The 13,802-nt window shown below is 40.8% G+C and carries 13 protein-coding genes; all 13 read right to left on the reverse strand.

Translation table 11 applies throughout. From position 1 onward, the window contains the following. Positions 1 to 44 precede the first annotated feature (44 nt). The 13 genes from pyrE to AB7942_RS01030 all read right to left on the reverse strand — a co-directional run bounded on the left by pyrE (position 45) and on the right by AB7942_RS01030 (position 13,710). Positions 45 to 689 carry an orotate phosphoribosyltransferase gene (gene pyrE, locus AB7942_RS00970; RefSeq protein ID WP_335711850.1) on the reverse strand — a complete coding sequence of 215 codons (645 nt, stop codon included), beginning with the start codon at positions 687 to 689 and terminating at the stop codon, positions 45 to 47. Beyond that, entirely contained in the window at positions 686 to 1,402 is a 717-nt protein-coding gene (gene pyrF, locus AB7942_RS00975; protein WP_369445475.1) for an orotidine-5'-phosphate decarboxylase, read from the reverse strand. The genes pyrE and pyrF overlap by 4 nt, the downstream gene beginning before the upstream one ends. Next, positions 1,374 to 2,315, reverse strand: a complete 942-nt coding sequence (locus AB7942_RS00980) for a dihydroorotate dehydrogenase (RefSeq protein ID WP_369445476.1) — start codon at positions 2,313 to 2,315, stop codon at positions 1,374 to 1,376. Before AB7942_RS00980 ends, pyrF begins: the two co-directional genes overlap by 29 nt. Then, the gene (locus tag AB7942_RS00985) at positions 2,312 to 3,085 is read right to left on the reverse strand and encodes a dihydroorotate dehydrogenase electron transfer subunit (protein WP_369445477.1); all 774 of its coding nucleotides are present in this window, start codon (positions 3,083 to 3,085) and stop codon (positions 2,312 to 2,314) included. Before AB7942_RS00985 ends, AB7942_RS00980 begins: the two co-directional genes overlap by 4 nt. After that, positions 3,082 to 6,288 (reverse strand): carbamoyl-phosphate synthase large subunit, encoded by a 3,207-nt coding sequence (carB, locus tag AB7942_RS00990; RefSeq protein ID WP_369445478.1) that lies wholly within the window; start codon positions 6,286 to 6,288, stop codon positions 3,082 to 3,084. The genes AB7942_RS00985 and carB overlap by 4 nt, the downstream gene beginning before the upstream one ends. Then, entirely contained in the window at positions 6,281 to 7,372 is a 1,092-nt protein-coding gene (locus tag AB7942_RS00995) for a carbamoyl phosphate synthase small subunit (RefSeq protein ID WP_369445479.1), read from the reverse strand. The genes carB and AB7942_RS00995 overlap by 8 nt, the downstream gene beginning before the upstream one ends. Then, positions 7,369 to 8,655 (reverse strand): dihydroorotase, encoded by a 1,287-nt coding sequence (locus tag AB7942_RS01000; RefSeq protein WP_369445480.1) that lies wholly within the window; start codon positions 8,653 to 8,655, stop codon positions 7,369 to 7,371. Before AB7942_RS01000 ends, AB7942_RS00995 begins: the two co-directional genes overlap by 4 nt. Further along, positions 8,615 to 9,556, reverse strand: coding sequence for an aspartate carbamoyltransferase catalytic subunit (locus tag AB7942_RS01005; RefSeq protein ID WP_369445747.1), 942 nt, complete (start codon positions 9,554 to 9,556; stop codon positions 8,615 to 8,617). Before AB7942_RS01005 ends, AB7942_RS01000 begins: the two co-directional genes overlap by 41 nt. Positions 9,557 to 9,718: 162 nt before the next feature. Further along, complete coding sequence (locus tag AB7942_RS01010; RefSeq protein WP_335397187.1) at positions 9,719 to 11,032, reverse strand: solute carrier family 23 protein; 1,314 nt, start codon at positions 11,030 to 11,032, stop codon at positions 9,719 to 9,721. Positions 11,033 to 11,205: 173 nt separating this feature from the next. After that, positions 11,206 to 11,748, reverse strand: a complete 543-nt coding sequence (gene pyrR / locus AB7942_RS01015) for a bifunctional pyr operon transcriptional regulator/uracil phosphoribosyltransferase PyrR (RefSeq protein ID WP_168242728.1) — start codon at positions 11,746 to 11,748, stop codon at positions 11,206 to 11,208. Between the two features lie 184 nt (positions 11,749 to 11,932). Beyond that, positions 11,933 to 12,844, reverse strand: a complete 912-nt coding sequence (locus AB7942_RS01020) for an RluA family pseudouridine synthase (RefSeq protein WP_088086325.1) — start codon at positions 12,842 to 12,844, stop codon at positions 11,933 to 11,935. Then, on the reverse strand, positions 12,816 to 13,307 hold the full coding sequence (gene lspA, locus AB7942_RS01025) for a signal peptidase II (RefSeq protein ID WP_098933033.1): 492 nt from the start codon (positions 13,305 to 13,307) through the stop codon (positions 12,816 to 12,818). Before lspA ends, AB7942_RS01020 begins: the two co-directional genes overlap by 29 nt. 112 nt (positions 13,308 to 13,419) lie before the next feature. Next, on the reverse strand, positions 13,420 to 13,710 hold the full coding sequence (locus tag AB7942_RS01030) for a hypothetical protein (RefSeq protein WP_369445481.1): 291 nt from the start codon (positions 13,708 to 13,710) through the stop codon (positions 13,420 to 13,422). Positions 13,711 to 13,802: the final 92 nt, after the last annotated feature.

Raw genomic sequence — 13,802 nt, forward strand, 5'->3', positions numbered from 1 at the left:
ATGGGAGAATCTCAAATTGAAAGATATCCCACTTCCTTATTTTATTAAAGAGAAACCTCATCAAATTGTTTACTCCATTCAGAAGGTGCCTGACTCCACGATAATAAACTCTCTTGATCCTTTTCCATTATGTAGCCTTTTTCAATCGCTACCTTTACTAATGCAGGAAAGTTAGTCAGTGACAGACTCTTAATATCAGCTTGTTCAAATGCTTCCTTTCCCTTTTCCAGCCCATATGTAAAAATGGAAACAACTCCAAGCACTTCACAGCCTGCTTCCCTTAATGCTTGAACTGCCGTAATCACACTGCCCCCTGTTGAAATTAAATCCTCAACAACGACAACTTTTTGACCTGATTCAACCTTGCCTTCAATCTGATTTCCTTTGCCATGCCCCTTTGCCTTTGAACGAACATAGCACATTGGTAAATCCATTAGTTCACTCACCCACGCTGCATGCGGGATCCCTGCTGTCGCCGTACCAGCAATAACTTCAGCCTCTGAAAAATTCTCAAGAATGAGTTTTTGCAAACCAGCAGCAATTTCTCTTCTAACAGCCGGGAATGAGAGAGTTAGCCGATTATCACAATAGATTGGTGACCGGAGCCCTGATGTCCAAGTAAATGGATCCTGTGGCTTTAAGGCAACCGCATTAATTTCTAATAATCTTTCAGCAATCACGTGTTTCATCGTCGTATCCCCTTCCATGCTTCCATCCATTTTTCATAGCTTTTTACTGGGTCAACTGACCGAGTAATCGAACGCCCCACAACAATAGAACTTACCCCCGAATTTCTCGCAAAATCCGGTGTAGCCACTCTCTTTTGATCTCCAACCTGATCAGACTCCATGCGAATTCCTGGGCATACGGTCAAAAACGATTGCCCAGCTTTCTCCCTAATAAAAGCAGCTTCCCATGCAGAGCAGACGATACCGTCCAGACCAGCTTCTTTTGTAAGTAACGCATAATGTAAAACGGATTCTTCCAATGAAACAGGAATGAGCTGTTCTTTATTCATTTGCTCTTCTGATGTACTCGTCAACTGTGTTACCGCGATGCAATCAGGTCGTTTCCGTCCTGCAGAAGTCCCTGCCTCCAGTCCTTCAAGTGCAGCTGCCATCATCTCTTTTCCCCCAGCAGCATGAACATTAACTAAGTCACATTCCAATCGGGCAAGCCCCTTCATCGCACTTTTCACAGTGTTCGGAATATCATGAAGCTTTAAATCCAGAAAAATATGATGACCTTTTTCTTTTAATTGATGAACGATTGAAGGGCCTTCTTGATAAAATAACTCCATGCCAACTTTCACAAAAAGCTCCTTGCCCTCAAAAGGCTGCAAAAAACGATTCACTTCGCTGCCATTGGCAAAATCAAGCGCGATGATAAGCGAGTTGTCCATCTTCCTTCCAGCTCCTTCCTGTACATTCACTGATGTGTTCAAACCCTAATTTTTCTAGTAAAGCTGGTAATTCCTCAATTATGGTCGGACATACGAAGGGGTCCACAAAATTTGCAGTCCCAACTGCTACGGCACTTGCGCCTGCATAGAAATACTCAATCACATCCGCTGCCGACTCAATTCCACCCATGCCAATAATCGGAATGGATACAGCCTGACTGACCTCATAAATCATCCGTATGGCCACAGGTTTAATAGCTGGACCTGATAAGCCGCCTGTACGATTGGCTAAAATCGGTTTGCCCGTTTTTAAATCAAGCCTCATCCCAACAAGTGTATTTATCATGGTTAAACCATCGGCGCCCCCTGCTTCCACCGCTTTCGCCATTTCTACAATATTAGTGACATTCGGTGACAGCTTTACATACACTGGCACTTCAGAAACTTCCTTTACCTTCCGGGTTAATTGCTTAGCTACTTCAGGTATTGTACCAAATGCAATCCCTCCCGTTTTTACATTTGGACAAGAGATATTTAGTTCCAATGCATGCACATTTGGTGCTTTTGAAATACGGCGAGCAACCTCCACATAATCTTCTTCGAGTGACCCTGCAACATTTGCGATAATCGGGACATCGTACTGGGAGAGCCAAGGCAGCTCCGCGTCTAGTACTTTTTCAAGGCCTGGATTTTGCAATCCGATTGCATTTAACATCCCTGATGTTGTTTCTGCTACCCTTGGGGTTGGGTTTCCGAACCGCGGTTCTACTGTTGTGGCTTTAATCATAATCGCGCCCAATACACTCAAATCATAAAATTGGCTGTACTCCCGTCCAAATCCAAAACATCCCGAGGCAGGCATGATAGGATTTTTCAGTGTTAAACCCGGTAATTCGATGTTCAAACGGCTCATATCAATACCTCCCCGGCGCGAAAAACGGGCCCATCGCTGCATACCTTTTTATAGGCAACTCCGGTTGGGTCATCTTTACTTTTACACACGCAGGCAAAGCATGCCCCAATTCCGCAGCCCATTCGTTCTTCTAATGATAAAAACATTTTTTTATCCGAATAACTTTGTTCAATCGCCTTTAACATTGGTGTTGGTCCACATGTATAAATACAATCAAATCGTAAATCTTTCATGACATCTGTTACAAATCCTTTCCTTCCATAGGAACCATCAACAGTAGTCACGTAGGTTTCACCATTTTCTAAAAATTCCTTTTCGTAAAAAACCGTCGCCTCCGTTTGAAAGCCTAGTACATGGATAACCTTTACACCTTTTTTGACTAATTGATTAGAAAGTTCATATAGTGGCGGAACACCGATTCCACCGCCAACAAGCAAGGCTGTCTCACCTCTGCTGACTTCATCGACAGGAAAGCCATTGCCGAGCGGCCCAAGGATGTCAATTAGCTTCCCTGGACCCAATTCTGCTAGCATTGTTGTTCCTCTTCCTTCCTTGCGATAGATCATGGTCATGCTCTTTTGTTTTTTATCGAAGGAAGAGATACTAATGGGCCTTCGTAAAAGCGGGTCCCACCCATTTGAGACCCTAATATGCACGAATTGACCCGGGGCACTAATTTGTCCGACCAATTCTCCTTTAACAGTAAGCTCATATATGTCTGCAGCAATTTCTTTTTGGCTGCTGATTTTGCAGAACTCTTTTCTAATCAAGCAAAGACAGCCTCCTTTTTTACTGAATCCATCGCTTCAGCCGAGAAGTTCATCGACTCAATCACTTTAAGGATAGCATCTGCTGTGTCTAATGAAGTTAAACACGGAACCCCATTTTCAACAGCTTCCCGGCGGATTCTAAACCCATCGCGTTGCGGTTGTTTTCCTTTAGTAAGTGTATTAATAATGAATTGCGCCTCTCCATGTTGAATGACATCCAAAAGCGTCTTTCCTTCCGAACCAATCTTTCCAACCTCTTTGACTCTTAGTCCAGCTGCCTCTAAGACAGATGCTGTACCGCTCGTTGCCATTAAACGATAGCCGTTAGCGGAAAATCGCTTCGCCAGCTTTAACGCTTCCTGTTTATCTTTATCTGCTACAGTAAACAATACCGTACCAAACTTTTGGATGTTCATTCCTGAAGCAACTAATCCTTTATAAAGAGCCTTTTCAAGCGTTACATCCTTACCCATTACTTCCCCTGTCGATTTCATTTCAGGTCCGAGGGTTATATCCACACTTTTGAGCTTAGCAAAGGAGAAAACAGGAACCTTTACGAAAACCCCTTCTTTTTCAGTAGCAAGACCAGGAATGTACCCTTGATCAACAATCGATACGCCTAAAATTGCTTTAGTGGCTATTTTCGCCATTGGAAGATTCGTTATTTTACTTAAGAATGGAACCGTACGGCTTGAACGCGGATTGACCTCAAGCACATAGACTTGATCCCCTGCCAGAACGTACTGGATATTTAATAATCCGATAATGTTTAAGCCCTTTGCTAATTTCTCTGTATACTCCACAAGTGTTTGTTTTACTGTCTCAGTAAGAGTTTGCGGCGGATACACAGCAATCGAATCACCAGAATGGACCCCCGCTCGCTCGATATGTTCCATAATTCCAGGTATGAGTACATTTTCTCCATCACAGATGGCATCTACTTCGATTTCTTTTCCTGTTAAATAGCGGTCAATCAACACTGGATGATCTGGATTAATTTTTACAGCATTTTTCATGTAGTGAAGTAATTCCTCTTCATGGTAGACAATTTCCATTGCCCTTCCCCCAAGAACATAGGATGGGCGGACTAGAACGGGATAGGCGATTTCGTTGGCAATTACCACCGCTTCTTCCACTGATAATGCTGTTTTCCCTAACGGCTGCGGAATATTTAATTGTTGAAGAGCATGTTCAAACTTATCTCTATTTTCAGCACGGTCTATATCTTCAAGGCTTGTTCCAAGGATTTTGACCCCATTTTCAGCAAGATCTGCGGCAAGGTTGATAGCTGTTTGCCCGCCAAATTGGACCACAACCCCAATTGGATTTTCTAACTCAATAATACTCATGACATCTTCAATCGTCAGCGGCTCGAAGTAAAGCTTATCAGAAATACTGAAATCGGTGGATACCGTTTCAGGGTTATTATTAATAATAATTGCTTCATATCCTGCTTCCTTAATAGCTTTAACCGAATGAACAGTAGCATAGTCAAACTCAATTCCTTGACCAATACGGATGGGTCCCGACCCGAGAACAATCACACTTTTTCTGTCCGTTACCACCGACTCGTTTTCCTCTTCGTACGTACCATAGTAATAAGGTGTTTCCGATTCAAATTCTGCTGCACAAGTATCAACCATTTTATAAACGGGGATAATCCCTAAGCTCTTGCGCAGGTTAATAATCTCTTTTTCAGTATTATTCCAAAGTTCAGCGATTTTTTTATCAGTAAAACCTTTTTGCTTTGCTTCAAAAAGGATTTCATTATCAAAAGGATTAGCAGCAATTTTTGCTTCCAGACATATAATCCCTTCCATTTTCTTCAAGAAAAATAAATCAATTTTACTCCATTGATGCAAGGTTTCTATGGTTAGTCCTCGTTTTAACGCTTCTGCAATGTAGAAGAGACGCTCATCTCCTGCTTTTCGAATCCGTTTCTCGAGTAATTCATCATCAATTTCCTCCGCACCATTTAATTCAAAATGGAAGACGCCCGCCTCAAGGGAGCGAATGGCTTTTAATAGGGATTCTTCAAACGTCCGGCCAATCGCCATAATTTCTCCGGTTGCTTTCATTTGTGTCCCTAGTGAACGATTCCCTGATTCAAATTTATCAAACGGCCATCTAGGGATTTTTGTTACAATATAATCGAGAGCTGGTTCAAAACTTGCGTACGTTTTCCCAGTAACCGGGTTCAACATTTCATCCAGCGTTAAGCCAACGGCAATTTTTGCAGCAAGCTTGGCAATTGGATAACCAGTGGCTTTTGATGCTAATGCCGAAGAACGGCTAACACGTGGATTAACTTCGATTATATAGTAATTGTAGCTATCTGGATCTAAGGCCAGCTGAACGTTACAGCCCCCTTCAATCCCTAGAGCACGAATGATTTTTAGTGATACATTCCTTAGCAGTTGATATTCTCGATCACTTAGGGTCTGACTTGGTGCAACCACAATGGAGTCCCCAGTATGAACACCCACCGGATCAATATTTTCCATGTTACAAACGACAATTGCATTGTCGTTTCCATCGCGCATAACTTCGTATTCAATTTCTTTGAAACCGGCAATACTTTTTTCGAGCAAACATTGATTCACAGGACTATGCTTTAGTCCGCTAGCAATGATTTCCTCAAGTTCTTCTGTATTATGACAGATGCCGCCTCCCGTTCCACCTAGAGTATAGGCAGGACGGACAATCACAGGGAAACCAATCTGTTCAACAAAAGCCTTAGCTTCAGCTAATTCATGAATGATTGCACTATCAGGTACAGGTTCGTTTAACTCATTCATTAAGCTGCGGAATAGGTCCCGATCTTCTGCTTGTTTAATCGCGGAAAGTTTAGTACCAAGAATTTCAACCTCGCACTCAGTTAAAACTCCGGATTCAGACAACTCAACGGCCAGATTAAGACCTGTTTGTCCGCCGAGAGTAGCTAGAAGGGAGTCTGGACGTTCTTTACGAATAATTCTGCTGACAAACTCTACTGTTAATGGTTCGATATACACAGCATCAGCAATTTCTGTATCTGTCATGATGGTTGCAGGATTAGAGTTTACTAGAATAACACGATAGCCTTCTTCTTTTAGAGCGATACATGCTTGAGTACCAGCATAGTCGAATTCTGCAGCCTGCCCAATGACGATTGGACCCGAACCAATTACTAAAATGGAGTTGATATCTGTACGTTTAGGCATTTGCTGTAACCTCCTGTTTGTTCTCTTCCATTAGGGCAAGAAACTGATCAAATAAGCCGTTTGCATCTTCAGGTCCTGGAGATGCTTCCGGATGATACTGAACAGTAAATGCCGGATAATCTAGGTGTTTTAGGCCCTCAACCGTTCCATCATTTATGGCAATATGAGTAATTTTTAATCTTGTGTTTTTGATTGACTCTTCTTCAACTGTATATCCATGGTTTTGTGCGGTAATCGCAACTTTCCCTGTAGATAAGTCTTTGACAGGTTGATTGGAACCGCGATGACCAAACTTCATTTTTTCGGTGTTCGCCCCGCAGGCCAGGGCAAATAATTGATGGCCAAGACAAATTCCGAATAATGGGACTCTGCCTAATACCCCTTTTAACATATCGATTGCTTCTGGTACATCCTTTGGATCCCCTGGTCCATTTGACAGCATAATTCCGTCTGGACTTAATTGAAGAATTTCTTCAGCAGTAGTGTGATATGGTACAACGATCACATCACAGCCGCGCTGATTTAATTCACGTAAAATTCCATGCTTCATTCCAAAATCAACAAGTACAACTCTTTTCCCGCGTCCAGGACTAGGATAGGCATTTTTAGTTGATACTTGGCGTACCTGATCGATTGGAAGTGATGTTCCACGCAATTTTTGCAGAACCTCATTTGCATCTTTTTCAATACTGCAAATTGCTCCTTTTAGTGTTCCGTATTGGCGGATAATTCTTGTCAATTTTCGTGTATCAATCCCAGCAATCCCAGGGATTTTTTTCATTTCAAAATATTCGTCTAACGTACATTCACTTCTCCAATTGGACGGAAATTCAGCCGCTTCTTTTACAACGAATCCCTTTACAGCCGGATTGATCGATTCGAAATCATCACGATTAATCCCATAGTTACCAATTAGCGGATAAGTTAGTGTAACAATTTGTCCACAATAGGATGGGTCAGAAAGGATTTCTTGATAGCCAGTCATACCTGTGTTAAACACCACTTCACCAATCGTTTCAGTATCACTGCCAAATCCTTTACCGATAAAAATTGTACCGTCTTCTAAGATAAGCTGTTTTTTCATGCTAGTACACATCCTTTTTCCCAAGCAATTTGCCCTCCAGCTATGGTCATATCAGGCCAGCCTTTACATTTCCAGCCGCCAAATGGAGTATTTTTTCCTTTTGATAAGAATTCTTCTGGTTTAATTTCATATTCATCATCGAGGTTCAAGATTACTAAATCTCCTGGTGCGCCTACTTCTATTCTTCCATATGGAAGCCCGAATGCTTCCGCTGGTTTTATTGTTAAAAATTCAATTAATTGGTTAAGCGTGATGATATTTTTTAATACAAAATGTGTATATAGCAGTGGGAACGCAGTTTCTAGTCCAACAATTCCGAATGGAGCGAGAACCATTCCTTCACTTTTTTCTTCTGCTGTATGCGGCGCATGATCGGTTGCAATAAAATCAATCGTTCCATCTAGAAGTCCTTCGATTAGGGCCGTTCTGTCATCTGCACCACGAAGCGGTGGGTTCATCTTAAAATTCGTATCAAGCCCTGGAATATCATCTTCAGATAATAATAAATGATGCGGCGATACTTCTGCGGTTACATTAATGCCTGCTCGTTTTGCATCCTTTACCACCCGGACGGATTCCTTAGTACTAATATGGCAGACATGATAATGACAGCCTGTGGCTTCGGCTAAGAGGACATCTCTTGCAATCTGAACTGATTCACAGATGGAAGGAATACCATTCAAGCCATGTTTCTCTGAGAAAGAACCTTCATGGACACAGCCTTTATTAATTAGCGTGTTTTCTTCGCAGTGTGCAACGATTGCCATATTATTGGCAGCCGCTTTCCGCATCGCTGCTAGCATCCTCTCAGCCGACTGAACACCGACACCATCATCGGTAAAGGCAAATGCCCCCGCTTCTTTTAATGCCTCAAAATCTGTTAGTTCCTGGCCAAGCTGTCTTGTCGTAATCGATGCATATGGCAAAACCCTTACCTTTGCTGTTTCGTTGATTCTGTTTTGCAACCATTCCATTTGTTCCTTGGTGTCAGGCACCGGTCTTGTATTCGGCATCGCTGCTATTGTTGTAAACCCGCCCCTAGCTGCGGCAAGTGTCCCTGTAGCGATGGTTTCCTTTTTTTCGCCGCCAGGCTCACGAAGATGAACATGTAGATCAATAAATCCTGGTGAAACTAACTTCCCAGCTGCATCCACTATCCGATCCACAATCGCATCAATGTTCGATTCAACTTTTGCGATAATACCATTTTCTACCAATATATCAGTTTGTTTTGTTTCCCCATTAGAGGCTATGCAGCATGCGTTCTGAATAAGAATGTTCATAATTTTTTCCTCCTTCAAGACTTTCAATTGATCTCTTAATTGCTGCCATTCTTACATATACACCGTTTTCCATTTGCTTAAAAATTCTTGACCGCTTGCACTCCACAAGACTATCAGCTATTTCTACATTTCTATTTACTGGAGCAGGATGCATAATGATACTGCCCGGCTTCATCATTTTTTCTCTTTCTAAAGTGAGCCCAAATTGTTTATGGTACTCATTTGCTGTAAAACTGCTTTTATTATGGTGCCGTTCGTGTTGAACTCGCAGCAGCATTACTACATCTGCTTCTTGTACTGCCTGATCAATAGGCCTATACCTAGATATATCTACACTCCTAGTATCAAACCATTCTTCTGGTCCAGAAAAAACCACTTCCGCTCCCAGCCTGGTCAGAACATCTGCATTGGAACGCGCCACCCTGCTATGTCGGATGTCTCCAATAATGGCAATTTTTAATCCTGCAAATTGGCAAAATTCTTGTTGGATGGTCAATAAATCTAGAAGCGATTGTGTTGGATGATGTCCGCATCCATCACCGCCATTGATGATTGGGATGTTAATCTTCCCAACTAACTCATCAAAGTATCGATCCTGATCATGACGAATGACAATCGTATTTACGCCAATTGATTCTAAGGTCTTCACAGTATCATAAAGTGTCTCCCCTTTTTGAACACTTGAGGTTAGAACTTCAAAAGGGATAACTTCTAATCCTAATCTTCTTTGTGCAACTTCAAAGCTGCTCTTAGTTCTTGTGCTTGGTTCGAAAAATAGATTGGCAGTAAACATTTGCCCTTCAGGATGCCACTTCATTCCGTTTTTGAATCCATGAGCATCTGCTAAGATTTGATTAATCTCCTCCACCTTTAATTCATTTGTGGTTAGTAAGTGATTTATCATCAGTCTTTTTCCCGCCTCTCATTTTGATAAAAAAACACCCTGACCATTGGTTGGTTCAGGGTGTAAGAATTCACGACTTAATCCATGAGATTAAAATCATGGAATCAAGCTTACACCCTTATAAATCTCACTGGATTTATTTAAAAAGTTGAAACTTTATTATGCAGTTTTCCGCTTTTCTGAGGATTGATTCTCCTCAAGCATATTTTCATTAATTGGTTCTTTGCCAGGCAGGATGAGATTTAAGAGAACCCCGCAAATTGCTGCCAATGCCATACCTTGGATTTGCAATGATTCAGATACTTTTATCACAGCGCCACCGATTCCAATCACCAGGATGACAGAAGATATGACAAGGTTACGCTTGTTTCCAAAATCAATTTTGCTATCAACCAGCATTCGCAACCCTGAAGAAGCAATAATTCCGAAAAGCAGAATCGAAACTCCGCCCATAACTGGTGTTGGAATGGTCCCGATTAAGGTCGTTATTTTTCCAATAAAACCAAAGATGATAGCGAAGACTGCTGCACCAGCAATGACATACACACTGTATACTCGTGTAATGGCAAGGACACCAATGTTTTCACCATAAGTTGTTTTTGGGGGGCCGCCAACCAAGGCAGAAATAATTGTTGCTGTTCCATCACCAAGAATCGAGCGGTGCAAGCCGGGTTCTTTAATATAATCACGACCAACTACTTTACTTAGTACTAACTGGTGTCCGATATGTTCCGATAAAGTTACAATTGCAACTGGTACCATTAACAGGACTAAATCCCAAGTGAATTTTACTTTATAACTTACAAATGGAAGGATAAATTCAGGCATTTCAAACCATTTAGCATCTAATACTGGTGTGAAATCGACGATCCCAACTAATAGTGCATAGATATATCCCACAATAATCCCAGCTAAGATAGGTATCATGCTTAACATTTTTTTGGCATATATCGAAAAAATAATTGTTGCTGCCAAGGTTACAAGTGCGACGGAGAAATGAAGCAAACTGTACTTTCCGCTTGCAGGATTATTCATCGCCATATTCACTGCAGTTCCGGATAGAGCTAATCCGATAACAATGATAACTGGTCCGACAACAATTGGCGGAAGTAGATTCATGATCCAACGATGACCTGCCTTGCTGATTACAAGTGCAACAATTCCGTAAACTAATCCTGCGAGAAAAGTACCGACCATCGCACCACCAGGGCCACCTGCTGCTTTGGCAGCAATGACAGGTGCGATAAAGGCAAAGGATGAACCAAGATAAGCTGGAACCTTGAATTTAGTTATTAATAAAAACGCCAATGTTCCAAGTCCACTTGAAATAAGTGCAATCGCTGGGCTTAAACCCACTAGGTAGGGAACAAGTATTGTTGCACCGAACATAGCAAACAAATGCTGTAAGCTTAATGTTATCCATTGAAAGGGTTTTGGAATCTCTTTTACGTCTAAGATAGGCTTATTGTTCATTTGGATTTCCCCCATTTAATCTACTGCTTTATTTTAGTATCTATTTTTTTCATAAAAAAAACCCTCTTTGCCGGTAAGGGTACAAAGAGGGTATGGAAATGCCTTAATGAAGTCTCATGTTGGCATATTCCCCTTTGTCAGCCTCACAGGACTAAATTTAAAAGGGTTGCTATTTATTTTTCAAATATACTTACTTGATCAACCTTATCCACTTCGGCTAACTCAACAACGATTTTTTCGTCACTTGAGGTTGGGATATTTTTGCCGACATAATCTGCCCGGATTGGAAGTTCACGATGTCCTCGGTCGACTAATACCGCAAGTTGGATAACTGATGGGCGTCCTATATCCATTAAGGCATCCAGTCCTGCTCTGACTGTTCTTCCCGTATATAAAACATCATCAACAAGAATTACTTTTTTATTATTTATACCAACCGGAATATCTGAGCCTTTAACAAGTGGTTCTTGACTTTCCGTCTTCTTAGTTAAATCGTCTCGATAAAGGGTAATATCTATCTCACCTATAGCAATCGACTTGCCCTCAATCTCTTCAATTTTTGCTGCAAGTCGATCCGCAAGATAGATGCCTCTCGTCCGGATACCAACCAGAATGCAGTCTTCTATACCTTTGTTTTTTTCAATAATTTGGTGGGCTATTCTAGTCAGCGCTCTACCGATTGCTTGTTCATCAAGGACAACAGCTTTTTGGTTCATATTACACCTTCTTCTTTAGTAAAAATAAAAAACCTCTCACCCAATTCTAGTGAGAGGTTAACAAGTTAATTTATAGATATGGGCATAATTCGCCCATTATCTTAACCGTTTCCTTCTCAGCCTCTCGGGACTGTTTTAAAGGCTTATTAAGCTAAAATCATCTTACTTTAAATAAACGACTGTGTCAACGATTATTTCGAAGCTGAGTTAGCAACAATTCGATATCTTCTGGAAGTGGCGCTTCAAATTCTAAATATTCGTTAGTTCTCGGGTGGTTAAATCCGAGCACACCTGCATGCAAGGCTTGTCCTTCTATGTCCAGTGTTTTTTTCGGTCCATATTTTGGATCACCAGCGAGCGGATAGCCAATATATTTCATATGAACACGAATTTGGTGTGTTCGTCCAGTTTCTAATTGGCACTCTACAAAAGTAAAGTCTTTAAACCGTTCAATCACATGGAAATGAGTGACAGCATGTTTTCCGTGGTCAACAACTGTCATGCTTTGGCGGTCTTTTGTATCCCTGCCTAATGGAGCATCAACAGTTCCAAAGTCATGTGGAATGACACCATGGACAATCGCTTTATATTTACGAGTAACAGTTTTAGCCACCAATTGATTGACAAGGCTTTCGTGAGCCATATCATTTTTGGCCACCATCAACAGCCCAGTAGTATCTTTATCAATCCGGTGAACAATCCCGGGTCTTAATACACCATTAATACCCGATAAATCCTTACAGTGGAACATTAAACCATTGACTAATGTCCCTGACAAATGCCCTGGTGCCGGATGAACAACCATCCCTCTTGGTTTATTTACAACCAATACATCTTTATCTTCATAAAAAATTTCTAAGTTTAGATCTTCAGGTAAAACATCTAGTTCTTCTGGGTCTGGTATTGTGATCTCAATTTGATCATTTGTGCTGCATTTATAATTGGTTTTAATCTGTTGTCCGTTCACAAGGACATTACCTTCTTTTATCCATTGCTGTACTTGTGTTCGGGACCATTCTTCATCAAAGCTTGAGATCACCTTATCAATCCGATCCCCTTTTTGCTCCTCAAGAATGGTGTGTTCCATTTTCTCCATATGATTTCTCCTTTGATTCTCTCTCTTCTAACAACATTTGAATCATTAACATGATGACTCCGATCACTAAAGCTGAGTCCGCGATATTAAAGACTGGGAAATTATAGCCAAAAACATACGTATGAATGAAGTCGACAACTTCCTTACGAATCACACGGTCAATAAAATTGCCTATGGCGCCTCCGAGCATTAATGCTAACGATAACCCTAGCAGCCATTTTCCTTTTACTGCTTTGTAGAGATAATACATAATAGCAACTATTACAATGACAGTAATTACATAAAAAAGCCACATTTGACCTTGTAATATCCCCCATGCAGCTCCACGGTTACGATGAGAAGTAATATAGAAAATTTTATCAATGATGGTAATACTTTCTCCTAGATACATGTTGCTTACAATTAACCATTTCGTAATTTGATCTAATAAAATAACAAAAAGAGCGATTAAGTAATAAAACACTAAGAAATACCTCCACATCAACCTAGACTTACGATTCTAGGTGCTTTCGCTTTTCATACTTCTTAAGCATTTTAGCATACTTTTTCGCTAAACGAAAATGGAACATTATTAATTAAGGATGGTAAATTGATTTTTTGAAGTAACTTTCCAAATACTCTGAGTCTCTTTGTGATTTTAATGTCGGAATCATGTTTAATAAATCAGCGGATAAAAATTCACCGGAAATTTCACATTGCCCAAAATTCCCATTTTCCAATTTTCGGATTGCTGTAATAGTATCTGACAATTCTTCTTCCAAAATGGTTGTAAACCAATTTTTTACTTGTTTATTTTTTAACGAATACTCGATTTCTTCTTTCGTTTGACGGAGTTCAAAGAACAGCTTTTCCTGCGTGGCATTCATAGTTGTTACCTCCGTTACTCATTTGTCTTATTATTTCCGTCAACTATTTCTTAACTCGGAAAAACATTTGACAACAACTACAACAATTAACG

This window comes from Neobacillus sp. BF23-41 (assembly GCF_041106275.1).